Annotated in this window: 8 protein-coding genes and 3 pseudogenes; 2 read left to right on the plus strand and 9 right to left on the minus strand. The window is 45.2% G+C overall.

Annotation, left to right across the window (positions count from 1 at the left end; genetic code table 11):
- Positions 1 to 246 precede the first annotated feature (246 nt).
- The 6 genes and pseudogenes from HQN90_RS38670 to HQN90_RS38265 form a co-directional block, all read right to left on the minus strand.
- Positions 247 to 342 (minus strand): annotated as a pseudogene (locus HQN90_RS38670) (macrolide ABC transporter ATP-binding protein); the annotation flags it as partial.
- Between the two features lie 84 nt (positions 343 to 426).
- Positions 427 to 567: pseudogene (locus tag HQN90_RS12150) on the minus strand (RNA polymerase subunit sigma-70); the annotation flags it as partial.
- 17 nt (positions 568 to 584) lie between these two features.
- On the minus strand, positions 585 to 4,820 hold the full coding sequence (locus tag HQN90_RS12155) for an S-layer homology domain-containing protein (protein WP_173218558.1): 4,236 nt from the start codon (positions 4,818 to 4,820) through the stop codon (positions 585 to 587).
- Between the two features lie 187 nt (positions 4,821 to 5,007).
- On the minus strand, positions 5,008 to 6,783 hold the full coding sequence (locus tag HQN90_RS12160; protein WP_173218559.1) for a protein kinase domain-containing protein: 1,776 nt from the start codon (positions 6,781 to 6,783) through the stop codon (positions 5,008 to 5,010).
- Between the two features lie 32 nt (positions 6,784 to 6,815).
- Positions 6,816 to 7,091 (minus strand): inositol monophosphatase family protein, encoded by a 276-nt coding sequence (locus HQN90_RS12165; protein WP_338042306.1) that lies wholly within the window; start codon positions 7,089 to 7,091, stop codon positions 6,816 to 6,818.
- 49 nt (positions 7,092 to 7,140) lie between these two features.
- The gene (locus HQN90_RS38265; protein WP_216855297.1) at positions 7,141 to 13,527 is read right to left on the minus strand and encodes an S-layer homology domain-containing protein; all 6,387 of its coding nucleotides are present in this window, start codon (positions 13,525 to 13,527) and stop codon (positions 7,141 to 7,143) included.
- 953 nt (positions 13,528 to 14,480) lie between these two features.
- On the opposite strand from HQN90_RS38265, the gene pdxR reads away from it, so the two are divergent.
- Positions 14,481 to 15,917 (plus strand): MocR-like pyridoxine biosynthesis transcription factor PdxR, encoded by a 1,437-nt coding sequence (gene pdxR / locus HQN90_RS12200; RefSeq protein WP_173218560.1) that lies wholly within the window; start codon positions 14,481 to 14,483, stop codon positions 15,915 to 15,917.
- Between the two features lie 30 nt (positions 15,918 to 15,947).
- Here pdxR and HQN90_RS12205 read toward each other — a convergent pair.
- Positions 15,948 to 16,201: pseudogene (locus HQN90_RS12205) on the minus strand (DDE-type integrase/transposase/recombinase); the annotation flags it as partial.
- A gap of 657 nt (positions 16,202 to 16,858) precedes the next feature.
- Here HQN90_RS12205 and HQN90_RS12210 point away from each other — a divergent pair.
- Complete coding sequence (locus tag HQN90_RS12210; protein WP_173218561.1) at positions 16,859 to 17,653, plus strand: CPBP family intramembrane glutamic endopeptidase; 795 nt, start codon at positions 16,859 to 16,861, stop codon at positions 17,651 to 17,653.
- Between the two features lie 126 nt (positions 17,654 to 17,779).
- Here the strand turns inward: HQN90_RS12210 and HQN90_RS39930 are convergent, their stop codons facing one another.
- Together HQN90_RS39930 and HQN90_RS12220 are read right to left on the minus strand one after the other, a co-directional pair.
- Positions 17,780 to 18,034, minus strand: a complete 255-nt coding sequence (locus tag HQN90_RS39930; protein ID WP_420851046.1) for a DedA family protein — start codon at positions 18,032 to 18,034, stop codon at positions 17,780 to 17,782.
- Positions 17,970 to 18,539: a class I SAM-dependent methyltransferase gene (locus tag HQN90_RS12220; protein ID WP_173218562.1), complete on the minus strand. Its 570-nt coding sequence runs from the start codon at positions 18,537 to 18,539 to the stop codon at positions 17,970 to 17,972. Before HQN90_RS12220 ends, HQN90_RS39930 begins: the two co-directional genes overlap by 65 nt.
- Between the last annotated feature and the right edge of the window lie 265 nt (positions 18,540 to 18,804).

Raw genomic sequence — 18,804 nt, forward strand, 5'->3', positions numbered from 1 at the left:
AAGAAGTTGTGCCAAAATGATAGGCCACAAATCCCGGAGTTAACCCGAGTGCTTATAAATTAGGATTGCAGCAAAAAAATTGCCCATGGAGAAGGATTGAGCATTCCGAATAAAGTACTCTGAGTTTACAATAGGCGCCGCGGCATCGCTGCCAATGGACACTGCCACCAGAACAAAAAGGCACTCACCCAAGAAGGTGAATGCCTGAAAAAACTTAGCTGAAAATCATATTAATCTTAATGTCGCAATAATCGTCCGGCCCTGCTCATTCAACCGCCTAAAGATATACATGATCTCCACACCAGTTTTGGAATCCAATGCCCCAGTTGGCTCATCGGCCAAGCAATTGCAGCCCGTGATACCAAATCAATGAAGTATGCGCCTCCTCCGACTGACTGATCTTTACAGCTTCGACTTATAAAACTCACGATAAAGCTTCATTTTCTCGATCTTCACCTGTACCACATCCACCACATCGTCCGCTTCGCTGCCTAGGATGCCGATGAGCGTAATGTCGTTCTCCTCTTTTTCCGTTCCAATTGGGTCATGCAAGGAAAGGACAGGCCGATGATAATTCCAGAGTCTTACGGTTTCACTTGCAGAGCTCTGAGAATGACTGTAATCGCCTCGGCGCGGGTAGCATTCGCTTGCGGCAGTACCGTATCGTCTGCATAACCGTTGATCAAGCCTTTGGCTGTCGCCGTTGCAAGAGCCGTTCGTGCCCAGACGGATATATCGGAGCTATCCGCGAAGCTGACATCCTTGTCCGTCAGACTAAGCTTGGCGGCGCGAACGACGATCGCTGCCATTTGCTCGCGGGTAATGAGGTCGTCCGGCCCGAAACGGTTGTCACTATACCCAGCAACAATACCTGCTGCCGCAGTAGTCGCAATCGCTCTCCTGGCCCAATGGGTTTCCGAATCCGCGAAAGTTTTGCCGTCTTGCGCTCCAAGAAGGAAAGCTTTCACGATGACAGTTACGAATTCGGCTCTTGTTATGTTCGCATTCGGCATAAACGTGTTGTCCGCATAACCATTAATCGCGCCGAGCTTCACCAATTCCAGAATGTTCTCTTCAGACCAATGCCCTTTGATATCGGCAAAATTCACTTCGTTCGTTTGCAGCTGAGGCTGTGCAGCCTTCGCCTTGTCCGACGCCAGAACGGCAAATTTCGCAAAAAAATTCACCGATCCAGATGCCGTCCCGCCCGCTTCATCGACTTTCAAATCATCCAATGGCATCCACTTACGGGTTTGTTCGTTCAGCCAATACACGCCTGCCGTCGACTTGGAAAAGTCTACCTTGGTCTTGTCGAAAGGCAGCTTAATAACGACAGGCTTGTTAAAGCCCTTGTTAAAGCCCCCATCCTTGTCTTTCTTGATCTCGTACACCTCGCTCACCAATTGCAAGGCGCTATCTACGGGCAGATTTGAGGTGTCGCTCACTTTATCCACCGTAACCTGAATGTTGCTAGCCATCGCTCCAGCTGGAACCTCAATTGTTGCTCCGCTCAGCGTGACCGTTCCTCCGGTGGCGGCCACAATCGTTGCAGAGTTGGTCGCGGCACCGCCGCCTCCCGCGCTGTCACTGGTTACGTCGTTGTCCGTACTCGCAGGGATATCCGGCGAATAGATGACAAATTGGGTAAAATGTTTCGTCCACACCACGAGATCATTGCCAACCGTAATTTTGGCGTCTCCGCCTGCGGCAATTTCATTATTTGCCGCTGTCTGGGTATCCGCGGTTACCGTGCTCGTGATCTCGGTAAATACGCCATTTCGTACGGCGGCGACCCTTTTGCCTCCTTGATTCGGGAAGCGCAAACACACCGCCTGATCGAACGTTAACGATACGTCCGTCGATCCAACTTCTACGATGGCGCTCACGTTGCCCCTGCTGTCCGTTACGCTGTTGTTATTTAACGCTTGCGGTAGCTTGATCGTACCATCCCAGGAGCCGGGAGCCGTAATTTTCGTTCCGGTCGCAATCACTACACTCACATTGCCCAGCGAAGTAGCTGCTTGCACGTCCACTAACGGAAGCGTCGCTTCTTTGTTCGATCCTGCCGTTACCGGTGTGACCACAATCTTGGCATTCGTTACGCCCGAAGGGACGATAATGGACACTGGTTCAATCGTTACCTGAATCAGTGCATTGGAACTGGCTGTTATCACTTTGGCTCTAGTCACGATCACGGTGTACGTCTGCGTGGTTTTTCCGTCTTGAGCCGTCACTGCCACGGTGATCGGATTGCTGCCTACGTTCAGGCTAATCGCCCCCGACGTTTGTCCGCTCGACACTACCGTTCCGTTCACCTTCATGGTCGCGTTGCCGTCTGATACCGTTGGCGTCACTGTCACCGATGTTACGCCGTTCACCACGCTCGCTGTGTAGAAAATTGTAATGGGATCAAACGACGGGCTCAACGCTACGCCTGATATTGCCAAACTGCTCAAATTTGCATTATTAGATGCGCCCGGTATTGCGGCTTTCGGTGTTGTGCTGACTTCGTTGGAGTAACGGCTGTTTCCTCCTGCATTGCTCGCTTTTACTGCGAAGTAATAGGTCATTCCGTTAGTCAACCTCGTTGCCGTGTAGCTGTAGGTCGCCCCACTTACCGTCGCTATGGAGGTTAATCCATAGGATCCGGAAGCCGTTCCCTGATAAACGCTGTAGGTGACGGCTCCTTGTACACCCGTCCACATTAACGTCACTTGTCCGTCCCCTGCCATCGCTGTAATTCCTGTAGGCGCGGATGGTGTTGAAGGTACTGCCGTATCAACCGTGAGGGTTACCGCGCTGCTCGTCACGTTACCAGCTGTATTGGTGACTAAGACGGTATAGCTGCCCGCATCGCCGGTCTGCGCACCGGCGATGCTCAACGTTGCCGACCTCGAGCCACTGATGTTCCCGCCGTCAGTCAGCGCTGCACCGTCTTTCTTCCACTGGTAGCTGAGCGGTGTATCGCCGCTGGCTGCAACAGTGAAGGTTGCAGTTTGTCCCGCCATCACCGTCTGATTGCTTGGCTGCGTCGTGATCGACGGTACCACCGTTGCCCTCGTCCACTGTGCGTACAGCGTCATATTCGCCGCGCCCATGATGAAGGTGCTGCCAACGGTATAGCTCACTCCGCTGCCGTCCACCCTCGTATTCCAGCCCGCGAAGCTGTAGCCGCTCTTGACTAAGCTTCCCGTATTACCGTAGACCGTCACCGTGGCGTTTTGCTCGTACGCGTTGGCATCCACAGGGACGGTTCCCCCCGTGCTGCCGTTGCCGTCATAGTTCACTATACAGGCCCGTTGAAACGCGTTCGAGACGATATCCGCCTGATTCCCCGCCGCATCCTTAGCGCGTATATGCAGGTACCAATCGCCGCACACGTTTGTTTTCGCTAGTGTTTCACCATTGGCGAAGCTCGTCCACCCGGAAGTCGGGACCGCAATATCTTGGGTCCAGGCATATTGGAGTGAAGCGCCCCCGCTAAGGGCATCGGTAGCATACACGGCAGTGGAAACGGTACTCCCATAAGAATCGTTACCGTTGATTGAAAAGCTGATCTCGGGAGCAGTGGTGTCCACAATGAAAGTAATGGATTTTGTTACTAGTGGATTATGACTATCTTCAGCGGAAACACTGAGTGTATAAGTTCCTTCCGAGAAACCGGTAATCGGGAAACTTCGGTTAATCGCTTGATCGCTTCCTGTCGCGTATACCATATCCGAAACACTTGCAACAGTCAGGTTATTTTGGTCCTGGATTCTATAACTCAGCGTAATCGACTCCCCAATGCTTCCATCCTGCAACATCCCGGTAAAAGTAAGTCGATCCTGCCCGGGAGTGAGATTATAGAAATTCGAAGGCAAGGGATTCACCGATAAAGCAGGAGAGAAAATAAGTAAATACGGGTAGCTCTGGCCTTCCCGAATCCCCCACGTATTCATAAAATTCCATTGACTATACGTACTGGAAGATTTCAATTGTGCTGCGGTCATTCCCTTTATAGTAGGTAGGTTTGAGTGTCTATTACTTCCTATAGCGTTTGAAACATTATCTTTATTCCAATATGAAACACTATTGGAATTTATAGGGTCATCTTGATAGCCAAGGATACCCCCTGCATATTGCCCAGTTACTTTGCCTGTGGCATAGGCGTTTCTGATATTAAACCAGAGTACCCCCGAGCTGTGTTCTCCAGCTAAACCGCCTGCAAAATTAACACCTGATACATCCCCTGTCGCATAGGAATAGCTGATTAACATACCGGTTAATGAGCCAGCCAGACCGCCTGCGGACGTATTACCCGATACGTTGGCGGTCGAATAACAATAGTTGATGGTGTCACTCTCTCCAGCCAGACCGCCTACATATGTCCCGCCAGATACGTTACCAGTTACATAGGAATTATTAATGGCATCTTGGGTTTTTCCCACCAGCCCCCCTACATAATCGTGACCAGTAACATTGACATACAGCAATCCTATATTCGTTAATGTTCCTTGCCAAAACACATAACCAAATAGCCCCACGAAATCCAGATCAGACCGATTGATCGTCAGGTTCCGAATGACATGTCCATTGCCGTCGAAGGTTCCTGTAAAAGGATTGCTATTGTCCCCAATCGGCATCCAACCGTTTCCATCGCCCGAGTCGAAGCCCGCTAAATCAATGTCAGCACCCAATTTATATTGCTTGTCCAGCATGTTACGCATTTGATTTAATTCTTCCGCAGTTTTAATAATATACGGATTTACTGCCGTTCCATTTCCCTCTGTAAAGGGAAGAGAAACGTCCGCCTTTGCTTGCTGGATAGGAGCTAACAACAAAAAAACCATCTGAAATAAAAGACAGAAGATCATTGCACAGCTTATTTTTTTGCTCAAATCATCCTCAACCTTTCTCGTACTCCTAGCTGTTATCGAATAAAGAACCTCTTCACCTATACACAATGTACAGCCATAATAAGAAGTTCACCATACCCCAAACGGGGTATTTTCGATGTTACTTAGGTTAACGAATCAGGCCTAAACTACGCCCCGCATCCACCGCCTTCATCCGCCCACTCACCGCTAACTTGTCGTAAATATTACGAGCATGAACCTTCACCGTTTCTCTTGCTATGTTCAACCGTTCAGCGATCTCCCTATTAGACAGACCCGAAGCCATACATTGCAGCACTTCGATTTCACGTATCGAGAGGATTCCCGAAGCAGAAGCGGGTGTATCCAGTCTAAGTCCAAATAAAACTGGGTGAGGATCCGACTCAGCAATTAATCGTTTCGCATAGAACACCTGCATCGCCAACATTCGAAGTACACCGAGCCGTTCAAGGGAGAAAGCGCCCGAAGATAAATGATTCTCTACATATAACAAGCCGGACAGTTGTTGCTCGATCAATATCGGCAAACACAAAACTGCCTTCGGTCGCCATTTTTTCACATAATCCGTATCCACATAAGGCCCATCTTGAGTGGCATCATTCAAGCAGACCAACTGTTTTCTGGCAGCGGCAGATTGAATAATTTCCGAACTGGCACCACAGTAATGGTCCAGCGAAATAGTCTTGTTCTCAAAGGTCCAGCCTTGGCCCGTCGCTGACTCCGCTGTATGTGCCACGGTAAAGTTCCGATCCTTAATTGTGACCCAGCATCCTCGCGAAGCGCCGGCTTGCTCCAGCATAATCAGCAACAGCTTTCGCACCCGCTCGTGTCCATCAGTCTCAGAAGCAAATATATGTGACGCCTTGAATACCGCAGTCAGGTCAAGCATATGGGCGTAACCGCTGTCCGAGAAAGGAGTTGTTCCGTTTTGACGGATCGGCATGGAGCTAGAGGCTGCCACCTGATCCAACATTTGCTGTGGAACTGAGGGATTCTTCACAACCTGAAGATCGATGCTTCTACGCTCAATCGCCACCCCTTCGTTCCAAGGCAATTCATCCTCCAAGCCCAGTTCGAAGTCCCTGAGCTCTCCGTGCTCCTCCCACTGTTCAAGACATATCAGCAGATCAGCACGCAGCCCTTTCACATTGTTATAACGAGACTCCGGCATCTTAGCCAGCAGCTTCGATACAATGGCAGCGAGCATCTTAGTCACTCCAGCCTTATCCACTAACGACGGAGGCTGCTTGGCAATGTGTGCGTGAGCCCATTCAAGAGGCTCCTTCTCCTGGAAGGGTAACTCTCCAGCCAGCATCTCGTAGAACGTCACGCCCAGCGAGTATAGATCGGTACGTCCATCGAGTAATCGACGCGAACCTGCTGTTCGCTCTGGGGCCATGTAAGGAGGGCTTCCTTCCAACTGTGTTGCATTCAGCGATTGTCTGAACGGTACGGAGTCGCTGAAACCGGTCAAGCAGACCTGCATTTTGTCCTCAACTAAGATAATGGTATCAGGCCTAATATTTAAATGCAGCAGTTCATGACGATGCAGTTCAACGAGGATATCACAGATTTTGATCGCAATCTTCAGAAAATGCAGCGTTTCCGTTCTACCGGCGTACATATATTGACGTAGAACAATACCGTTGATGATATCGAAAATCAACACCATCGACCCTCCCTGCCGAAGCAGTGTGTGAGGTTTGAGGATCCCCTCCATCTCTAGTAATGCCAGCGTCTCGTATTCATGAATAAGCTTCGAGTTCTCGATCATGGTTCTTGGGCCGTCCTTGACCATTTTCCACAGTATGATACGTGATACATGCTCGGAATAAGCGTGGCAAATCCAGATATTATCATCTTCATATACCAGGTGGACAAAATGATATCCAGTCACAGTAATCATTACACTTGCTCCTTGTTCCGTTGATATCTTTATTATAGCAGGAAATGAGAGAGGTGCGCGGGGCCATTGCTTCCAACAACGTCTGTTGTAAGCAAACTATAGGCGTTCCCTTTCGTGTCAGTCATCTTGCCCCCTGCTTCTTGAATGAGAAGCACCCCAGCTGCAATATCCCAAGCGTTCAAGCCATTTTCCCAAAATGCGTGCAATCTTCCCGATGCAACGTAAGCTAAATGTCTAGCAGCAGAACCAAGAGATCGAATGGTTCGGCATTGCTCGAGAAAGCCATTTCCCAGAATAAGTAAACACACAAAAGCCGCTCGTGTGAACGATCTAATTCACATGAGCGGCGATATACTTTTATTTTTGCAACAAATTGCGAATGACTTGGGCTGCTTCTGCTCGAGTCGTCATTCCGTCAGGAATAAATTGACCCGATGCGCGTCCTTGGATTAAACCAAGTTTCGCCGCCGCTCTGACAAATTCCAGTGCCCAAGGAGCTACTGTAGATTCGTCATTAAATGAAGAGCTAGTATTTCCTACTGGTTTCGTTCCATTGATGCTTGTATAAGCGCGCATCATCATTGCTACCATCTCTTGACGTGTGATGCGGGCGTTCGGTTCGAAAATCGTGTCGCTCTTTCCTGAGACAATTCCCGATTTTACAGCCAAAGCAACCGAATCTGCATACCATGCATTAGAAGCAACATCTGAAAACTTTTGTTCACCCTTCGTTTTGAGGTTAAGGGATCTGACAAGCATCGCTACGAATTCAGCACGAGTAACGGACCGTTCAGGCTCGAAATTCATTTCGCTAATCCCCTCAACAATGTGCTGGGACGTTAATATTTGAATCGTGTCCGCAGCCCAATGAGTTGATAGAACGTCAGTAAACGTTCTTTTGAGTTCGAGGATTGCATATTTACTGAAGTGATATACCTCTGCAACCATTTCCCCATTACTATTTTTTCCACCGATAAATTCAAGCTTTCCGTCATCGGCAATATAGTAGATTGCGGATAATGACTGGTTCATAGAAGGATCGGATTTCAAATGAATCGTAATGGCTTTGTCAAACTTCGACAATTTAAAAATTTTCCCTTCCTTTGTAACAATATGCAAACTAAGTTCGTAGATTTCACCCGATACTCTAATCTGATCTTGATTGGGTGCCAAACCTTTTGCGATAATTTCGCGCTCTTCTAATTTGGATAACGCCTCTTTCTTCAGTACAATTTTACTTTCCTTCAATTCATCAGCAGATACCTTACTTGTCAACTGCTGAATTAAATCAGACGGTATATCTAATGTAACTTTGCCCATCTCAAGCTTAAGCTGATTTTGTGCAAGCAGTTCCGCTGTGTTAGAAGGAAGCTCAATTTCCTTGACATCACCGCTAACGGTGACTGTAGCGACCCCATTCCCGATATGTCCCGAAATATCGCTCGCTTTTACAACTAGCACTCCAGGTTTTTCGCTTATTGGGTTGACTTCTTTTTTAGGTGTGTTGTCATTTGGAACCGTGCTTGGGCTATCATCAGGGTTACTACTACTATTCACTGTTACTGTACAAATTGCCGTAAAGCCGCCATCTGTTGTTTTCACGGTAATCGTGGCCGTTCCTGCTCCTACTGGTGTCACAACGCCATTGCTGTCCACTTTTGCAACTGCTGTATTACTCGAACTCCATTTTACCGTTTGGTTTGTCGCATTCGTAGGGTTAACGGTTGCTACTAGACCATACACGGAACCCGAGACACTCATCGTCAGTTGATTATCATTTAGCTTAACGCCGGTTACAGCAATATTCGTTGCAAGCACATTCACTTCGCTTATTGCCGTAAAACCACCTTCCGCTGTAATCACGGTAATCGTGGCCGTTCCTGCACCTACTGGTGTCACAACGCCATTGCTGTCCACTTTTGCAACTGCTGTATCGCTCGAACGCCATGTTACCGTTTTGTTCGTTGCATCAGTAGGATTAACAGTTGCTACTAGACCATACACGGAACCCGAGACACTCATCGTCAGTTGATTGACATTCAGCTTAACGCCGGTTACTGCAACATTCAATGTATTCACAGTCACTTCGCATGTTGCCTTAAAGCCACCTTCCGCTGTAATCACGGTAATCATGGCCGTTCCTGCTCCTACAGGTGTCACTACACCATGGCTGTCCACTGTCGCTACTGCTGGATTACTCGAATTCCATATTACTGCCTTATTCGTAGCATTGTCCGGATTAACGGTTGCAACCAGAGCGTACACGGAACCTGAGACACTCATTGTTACTTTATTCTGATCGAGCGTAACGCCCGTGACATTAACATCCTTCGCTACATTTACAAATATCGGATTCGAATACATCCATAAATCTTTATAATTCCGCGCACTCTTAGATTCATATGAATTATCTGCAAGAGCAACGTCAAAGAGTGGATTTCCGTATTCATCTGTTTCATTCTCCACGCTCGGAGCAAGATTAGTCGCCCGCAGCCTGAAATATTGGTTTTTACTTACCTTACCAAGATCATAGGTCATGACGTTCCATCCATCTTCGACTTTCCAGTCATTACTATTGAAGGTGTGGATTACTTTTGTTGTATCATTGGTGTCTTTATTATAATCTGCTGTTCCAGATTCAACCTTACCGGTCACTTCTCCGGCGATAAGATCAATATGATGGACCTTTACAACATCTCCATTATTATTCTTTTCAGGGCTTTTGAAGCGAATTGTGATTTTAGCATTGTCCCCTTGTTTAACCTGAAGCTCTTCACCCATTTCTTTCGTGTTATTCCCATTTGTTATATGAAAGTCGAGCTCGTTCATTAGATCTCCAAATACGGAAAACGATTTACCTGACCGCATGCCATCCAAGACGGCTTTCATATCGGTACCCTTTACCCATGTATAGTTCTTTAAGTATTCGCCTGGCCAGTAATCAGGAGCATGATAATCAGAGTTTCCGAAAACCCAAAATTTCCTACCCTCTCCTAACAAAGCATCCCAAAATCCGCCAACCTGCGCAAGTTTATAATCTACACCACCATAGGATCTAGCTTGAGGATCCGCTGTAGAACTATAACCACCTCTGCCGCCCTCCATCTGGTTACCCAGCATGCCTTCAAATCCAAAGCTTATATTCGGCGCCGCATTGTTAAAATCGCGGAAATCTGATATGGAATACTTCAGCTTCCTTGAGGGGTGATTGATCAGAAAATAACTTGTATCCGCATAATTTTCCTTAAGCCATTCGATCCCTTTTACTGCATCCTCATGTGTTTTATTTACCTTAGGCAGACCTGCATTCGTCCACTTCTCAATGTCTTGCAGGGTAAACATGTGTTCGAATTTGCTTACGGCTTCTTTATCGTCTGTAATAATTCCCACCGATGCATGCTCGTGTGATGGGACATCCCACTCGAATCCCGGAAACATGATTTTATCTTTATACTGTGTGCTTAATTTATTTAATTTAGGTATAGCGTAATCGTTGATTGACTGGGAACGCGGAATTTGTTTTCCTATTTCTTTCCCCTCATCATCTCGATGAGATAGTCTCATATGATCAGCAGTTGCAACCCAATCAAGGTTATACTTATCGAACGCATTATGTATTAAATCTGTGAGCGAATTATCTGCATCATCCGATAGTGACGAATGGTTGTGGAACTCTCCTACCATCCATCTAGGTATATCCTTCGCAACACTTACAAAGATCGGATTCGAATACATCCATAAATCTTTATAATTCCGTGCACTTTTTGCAGCTGGAGTATCTTCTGCAAGAGCAATATCAAATAGCGGATTTCCGTCTTTATCTGTTTCATTCTCCACGTTCGGAGCAAGATTCGTCGCCCGCAACCTGAAATATTGGTTTGTATTTACCTGACCAAGATCATAGGTCATTACGTTCCATCCGTCTTCGACCTTCCAGTCTTTGCTCGTGAAAGTATGAATCACTTTTGTTGTATCATTCGTATCTTTATTTTCGTAGTCCGCTGTCCCCGGTACAAGCTTGCCGGTGACACCGCCCGCTATAAGGTCAATATGATCAACCTTTACAGGATCTCCATTGTTGTTCTTGTCAGGACTTTTGAAACGAATGGTGAGCTTAGGGCTATCCCCGTTTTTCACAAGAAGTTCTCCACCCATTTCTTCCTTACTAGCACCGTTTGTAATAGTAAAGTCGAGCTCGTTCATCAAGTCTCCAAACACAGAAAATGATTTTCCTGAACGCATGCCATTCACGATGTCCTTCATATCGCGACCTTGTACCCATGTGTGGTTCTTAGCGTATTCGCCAGGCCAGTATCCACTACCATTAGGAAAATGGAAATCAGAATTCCCAAAAACCCAGAATTTCCTGCCTTCTCCTAACATAGCATCCCAAAATCCGCCAACCTTCGCTAGCTTGTAGTCTACGCCGCCATAGGATCTACCTTGAACATCTCCATTATGATCATAACCACCTCGGGTGCCCTCCATCTGGTTCCCCAACATGCCTTCAAAACCAAAACTAACTTCTGGAGCCGCATTGTTAAAATCACGGAAATCCTTTATGGTATATTTCAGCTTTCTTGAAGGATGATTAACGAGAAAATAACTGGTGTCAGGATAGTTATTTTTAAGCCATTTGATCCCGTTTATTGCATCCTCATGCGTTTGGTTTGTTTTGGCCAAATCTTTATACTTTTCAACGACCTGATCACCAAACATTTGTTCAAATTTGGCTGCAGCATCTTTGTCTTCTGTTACAATCCCCACAGATCCGTGCTCGTGGTTGGGAATGTCCCATTCAAATCCTGGGAACATGATCTTATCCTTGTACAACTCTTTGGATTGATCCATCTTTGGAATTGCATAATCCGTGATGGACTGTGAACGCGGGATCGTTTTATTTAATTCTCTCCCCTCATCATCTCGATGAGATGATCTCATGTGATCGGCAGTTGCTAGCCAATCTAGATCGTAGATATCAAAAGCATTTTCCAATACACTTGCGACACTTTCCTGTGCATCATCCGATAAGTAGGTGTGCGCATGAAATTCTCCACTCACCCATCTTGCATCATCCGTTTGCGGTTTGCCGCTAACAGCTGCCTCGTTGCCGAAAACCTCCAATTCGGCGAGCCCCACGTTACTACCTGCACCACCACTAATTTCAAACTTCAGGGAGGTTATCGTTTTCGCGGGAAAGGTAACCGCCGTTGGCTTGCCTCCTGGATCGATATTAGACACTTCCATCGTACTGCCGTCGCTGAACGTAATTAAACCGCCATTCGCATTATCATCTATGTTGGGTCTATCATACATATTAATTTTAGTGATCTTAACCGCTTCCGGCCATTCTAATTTTATCCATGGTTTCGTTTCGCCTTTGGATGCCCATTCATATTGATCCATAACAATGGGCTTGCCATCTTTCACGTTTTTAACTGGATAATCCGAGTTGTATTCAGAAGATGCGGTCACGATTGCTTTCTTAGCCACATTCACTTTCCTCGGAGTAGAATAGTCTAATACAGTAACCGCAAATTGTTTAGTATCCTTTATACCATCCTTTGTAATGGTGGCTGTCAACGTAACTACGGCATTCCCTAAGCCGGCCGCAGGACGATGTACGGTACCGTTCGTTACAATAACTGCTGGATTGCTAGATTCCCAGCTGATCGTAGTCCCATTTGCTCCTGTAACTGGAAGTACCAGATTTCCTGTTACTTCGTTCGTCTCAATATTCCCAAGATTAAGCAAGCTTTTATCTTTCAATACCGGATATTGCACGATTGAGTCCGCAACTATATCCTGTACGGCCTGGTTCACAACGGGATGATCCGCCCTAAAACCAAATGGGAAAACCACACTGTCCGTATCTATTGGAATTTGATTATAATCAAAAGAAAGCTTATTATCTGATGACAAAGAAATCTTCATATGTACGAAATCCTCGCCACGTGCTCTGCCGATAATCAATGGAATACCGTTAACTACCGTTTTTAGATCTCTGTGACCATGAGCCCCTAATACAGCATCTACACCTTCCAGCTGCTTTGTAATGTCAAATATCGGGCCTTTTGTGTCATCATCATTCTCTTCGTGAATATTTGCCACAACAATTTGAGCGCCCTGAGCTCTCGCTGCAACTGCCGCTTTGTTTACCACAACTGCAATATCCTCAAAATTGTAAGCATCCACGGTCCCAGGCAGGGCGTATTGTGTATCTCGTGTTACAGCCCCAATGACAGCTATTTTGACACCGTCTTTTTCGAATATTTTATAAGCATCAAGCACACGTTGATTGTTATTTTTATAGAATAGGTTAGCAGCAAGTAAAGGGAAATTGTTGCTACTGCTAACATCTTTGGTGACCGCATCAAGCCCCCAGTCAAACTCATGATTGCCCACCGTCGATGCTTCCATGCCCATGGCATTGAAAACCTTCATAACAGTCAATCCATGTATCAAATCGTAGAGATTCTTATCCTGATAATTATCTCCGCCTCCAAGAACTAGCGTGCGATCCGGGTTCTGACTTCTTATTTCTTCAATATTACGAGCCAATACCGCTGCAACAGGCCGGTTCTCTCCGTTAACCAACGTTCCATGAAAATCTGGAATCTGAACAATGTCAAAAACCTTGTCGCCCGCGTCTGCAAAAGCAGTGGGGAGAGGAATACTCTGACTGAGTAATACAATAACTAGTGAAACAATAGTAAATAGCTTGCTAATTTTTTTAATCAACAATGTTTCGACAACTCCTATTGATATTTAAATTTGTGCCCGTTGCAACAAAGTCATTGTATCAAATAGTATATAAAGCCGTTGTAAAGATATTGTTAATCCAATCTTGGTCTGAAATCATGGATTAATTACGCCATGCTAATGGTTACTACTGCCTTCGCCATACGGGACTTGAACCCTTCGACCTTGCGCATTTAATCTCTTTAAAATGTTCAAAATCTCCACACCTGTCTTCGAATCAATCCTCCAGATCTTCCCCAGAAACGATATAAAATAAAAAAGCAGATGCTAATCATTAAGTAAAAATGATAAGCACTGCTTTTTCTTTACTAAACTGTTATGTTGTACTAAGAAATAGCTTTACTTCAATAAAATTTCGTTAATTAGAAAATAAAAAACACCTGAAAAAACTAAAAGAAAGAAAATAATTGTTAATGGGAGAAGTCCATCCAATTTTTGTTCGTAATTGTCTCTATGTGAATTATTCATTTTCATTCTCTCCTTCATTTCTAGACTCTATATTTCATGGTGGTTAATCCTTTTAAGAGGAATTATTAATCTTTACTATTTGCTCATATCAAGCTCATCTTTACGGATGAGAACAGCTCCCCCTATAGCGATAATCAAAGGACTTGCTACAAGTGCACAGCAAAGCAAAATAAAAGATATCAAAGCTGCCAACTGGTCCATCTCCTTTCCACAGTATATGACATCAACCGTAATACTAATTAATATCATAGAATTGCAGCGGACGAATGTAACCAACCAATCAATCAGTTTTTTATGCCATCCACTAACAATAAGCCGAGGTGAACCATGAGATTAGTTCAGCAATCCATTCATGTTCACAGAATGCTAAATGATAATGACGAAAACATCGATTATTTCTCGTAGATAAGTGGTATTATAAAATTAAAATTTGTTTGGTTTGATTGATTACTCGAGGGGATTTTAAGATGTGGAAACCTGAACGCAATAATAAAAAAGCTATTTACGAACAAATTGCCGATCATCTCGAGCAAAGAATTTCATATGGGGAGTTTCCTCCGGGTAGTTTGCTGCCCTCTGAGCGGAAACTTGCTGAACAATTTGATGTGAACCGCAGCACCGTCATTTCTGCATTCGCCGAACTCCGATCCCTTGGGATTATCGAAAGCCGTGCTGGTAGCGGGACTCGGGTAAGTACATCCAAATGGGGGGCCACTCCGAAGCATACTCCAAACTGGAGTCGCTTTGCCGAGGGAGGAAACTTTCTTCCGAACCTGCCCTTTTTGCGAAGGATCCGCGAAGCGTTAGCTCAAAATCCATCGCTGATTGATTTTGCGAGCCCTGAACTATCGGCTGATTTAGCACCCACAGATGAAATCGCTACATTAATGAGTAGAAACGCATATACGTCGTATATGGGTTACGATAACCCTCAAGGTTCGACTCTATTAAGAGAGGCTTTAGTAGAATTTCTGAACAATTATCGAAGCATTCGGACAACGGAATCCTCCATTCTTATCACATCGGGATCCCAGCAATCGTTATATTTAATCACGCAATGTCTGCTGTCACCTGGTGATGCCGTTGCTATTGAAGATCCTTCCTACTGCTATTCGCTGCCTATGTTTCAATCAGCCGGTCTTCGTTTGTTCCGCCTGCCGGTTGACAATCATGGCATACAGCCAGAAGATATTCGCACTTTATACAAAAAACATCGAATTAAGATGGTCTTCTTGAATCCGAACTACCAGAACCCGACGGGAACAGTGCTAAGTAATGAAAGACGCAAACGTCTTCTTGATATCATTAGTGAATTAGGACTTCCTGTTGTGGAAGATGATCCATATAGCTTAACTTCTTATGATGGCGTTCCTCCTTTACCACTCAAATCAATGGATACTATGGGTTCAATTCTATATATTGGCTCATTCTCCAAGATCGCAGCCTCCGGCTTACGGATAGGATGGATGGTAGCGCCTCGTTCCATTGTGGAACGACTAGCCGATGCTAGACAACAGATGGATTTTGGATTAAGCATCATTCCTCAGCTGGTAGCGGGACAATTTTTACAGTCATCTTATTTAGATCCCCATTTGGAGCGATTGCGTATCCAACTTCAATTTAAACGGGATTTACTCATCGAATCCTTGGAGAAAGAGCTTTCAGGTCTGATTGAATACGTCGCACCAGAAGGGGGATTGCATTTTTGGTGCAAATTGATCCCGAATATTCCGGACGCTAAATTGTTGGAAGAATCAATTAAGAAAGGAATTATATTTGTACCAGGGAGTGTGTATGGTTCTGATTCGGGTTACGTGCGGCTTACATTCGCCAGAACCAAGCCTGAGGATATTGAACTGGGGATAGCCAGATTTGCTAGGGCAATACGTGAGTTGATTGAATAAAGACTTTTGCAAAACGCGAAAGCCGCTGGTAGGGTAAGCTGTGTTTTTATCAACGGTGATCACGCGCGGCGATTGATTATGCGGTGAAGTCAATGCTTTCTCGAAAAATCGTTTGGCTGCGGGAGTATCTCGGTTTTCAAACAACATGAAATCAATCGTATTACCCGTTGAATCCACTGCTCTATAAAGATATTTCCATTGTATAGGTCTCATCCGTCCTATAGGAATCATTTGTTGGCTTTAAATTAGGAACGAATTCGCTTGTCTAACTCCGGTCCAAACTCATACTGCTTCCATTTAAACAAATCTAGTTCCGTTTTCAAAGAGGGTGTCCCCAGTCATTTCTATGACTAATGGAACACCCTCCTTTTTATAGTAAGTATATTTTAATTAGTATCCCATTCATGCCGCCGGTTTCTTTTCTAAATCTTCACCCTGGTCATCGTAGCATAGTTGCTTAAACAGAACCTAAACGGCAGCAGCAAAAATTCAGCTGATTTTCATCCATTTGTTTAGCTTCTGTTTAAATTGGGCTACTATACTTGTAAATGAGGAAGCGATTCAAATATGTCCTTTGTCACCGCAGCTTCCGTTGGATTCCTGTATCATTCTCTGCTCATGAAGTGTTACTTTCTTTGCGCGTTTGCCAGTTCAATGAGACTGTTGTTGCGCTTAGTGGTTGATAAAAGGAGGAGAACGCATGATCGTAACAACAGCGCTCGTGAAGGTCGCAGAAACATCACCGATAGGGCAATGACCGAGTAAAGGAACAAGAAGCGACGTCCCCCCTTGAGAGGTAGAACGAAGGAATGTAAGGGCTAAGGCCCCGCGTGACATGGAAGGGTAAACCGCCCAAGGAATGGTGTGGATATGCAAGGTGTTGAAAGCTTAAGAAAACAAGAGCAAATGAAAGAAAATATTAATTTATAGTGGGAGTGTTTATGATGTCAATCAATAGGCGGCAAGAATCTTTGGATCCTGCCCTTCCGGTTCGTCCCCGCGTAGGATGGGGTGTTCTCGCATATTTCCTCTACAGCGCAGTCTTCTACGCGATCTTCGTGCTCAACGGCATCGACTACACGCGAGTGGGTGAGAGTGAGCGGACTCTTCTTATCTGGTACATCGCACCGCTGTCCGGCGGTGCCTTGCTGACCATCATAATGGTCACGATCTACGGATGGTGGCGCCCCAGCCTGGTTGAAAGGCGGCGTCTTTCTCGATGGACAATGACTCTCCCGATCATCATGATAGTCATCGCGATCGTGAACTTGCTGACCGGCGATTTCACCCGTGTCACGCCCCTCATGTGGCTGTATCTCATCTTCGGCAGTATCATGGTCGGCTTCAATGAGGAGATGATCAACCGAGGTCAGTTGATTGTTGCTCTGCGCAGCCGATTCGGCGAAACCGGGGTCTGGCTGCTCTCAACAGCGATGTTCGCAGTCTTCCATCTGCCGAACATGTTCTGGGGCATCGGGGCTGGTGCCCTGTTCCAGGTAATGATCGCTTTCGGCCTCGGTTCAATCTTCTATCTCGCCCGGCGATCTACCGGATCGCTCGTGGCCTCCATGTTCCTGCACGGGCTCTGGGACTTTAGCGTCTTCTCAGCGAATGGCGCATCGGCGTTACCCATCGCTGGTTTACTAGCTCCGTTGTTGGTGATCGCTGCAGCGATCACGGTTCCGATCATCCTCCGCCGTGAAAAGCGACGCGATAGCTTAGCGGTAATTTCTTGAACATGCATACTCGATTTCGAGTCGCACATGCTATGCGGAAGATAGCATAAGATAAGCCAAAAAGTGAACATAAAACCCGCAAAAAGCCTTGAAAAATCAAGGCTTTTTGCGGGTTTTATGTTCTGCTCAAGAATAAAGCACAAATGTACGATACGGCATTTTATTCATCCCAACTAAATAGGGAATAATATGTCTGACAACCGGAATGAAGTAACTAAAGCTTAAAGCAAAATTTCCGTATTTGTTTAACATATTTTCTGCTGTTACAACGCGGCATATCCAAATTGTGAAATAGATTGTAGGAGTGTGTCGTAATTCAAGCAATCCCCCCCTTTTTACGGCATACATACACAAATGCTGGCGGGAAATTAAGCAGAACATAATTTATCCTTTCGATATCGAATGCATGTACTAAATGCTTTTTCATCTGAAGAGAATACTGAAAGGCAACAAAGTAGCCTCCCGGTTTTAAGGCTTTAACAATTTGATCAATTAACGTTTCTCGAAGTTCTCTTGGAAAATTGAAAAATGGTAGTCCGCTAATAATGCAGTCTAACTGATGGATGCCGTGGAGATTTATTACATTTGTTAAGTAACATGCGTTTGTGTGACATACATAATTAGGGTACTGCTTCTGTAAATTAGCCTTCATGCTTTCGTCATTTTCGAATAAAAATACTTTAGTTGAGTCCGATACACTCGATTTGATAAACCGAGTGACTGCACCAGTGCCGGATCCAAGTTCAGCAACAGAACCAACTTCGCTCCACGGAGCAGACTGAACCATTTTATTAGCCAAAAATCGAGAACTTGGCACTACACTGCCGATTTGCTTAGGGTTTTGAATGAATTTTTGTAAAAACATTAAATATTGATCAGAAGCCATGAAACTCCCCACCCTTCTCCTTATTTTTTCAATTGTGATTGACAAGAGGTATGATTGTGTCACTGATCATTTTTTAAAATCCTCTGTTAATGTCGATAAGATTATATTAAGTTACAATTTTAAAGAACCTACAGGGATAAAACTAAGGAATTTCTAAAGAAAAAACTCAAAACAAAAACGTCCTATTCAATAGGACGCTTAATGAAAAAGAGAAAATGGATTCTAGGGCCCATTTTCTTATATCTATCGGTCATTACTGGCTGAG

Source organism: Paenibacillus alba, from assembly GCF_013204855.1.
In the GTDB taxonomy this organism is placed as follows: domain Bacteria; phylum Bacillota; class Bacilli; order Paenibacillales; family NBRC-103111; genus Paenibacillus_E; species Paenibacillus_E alba.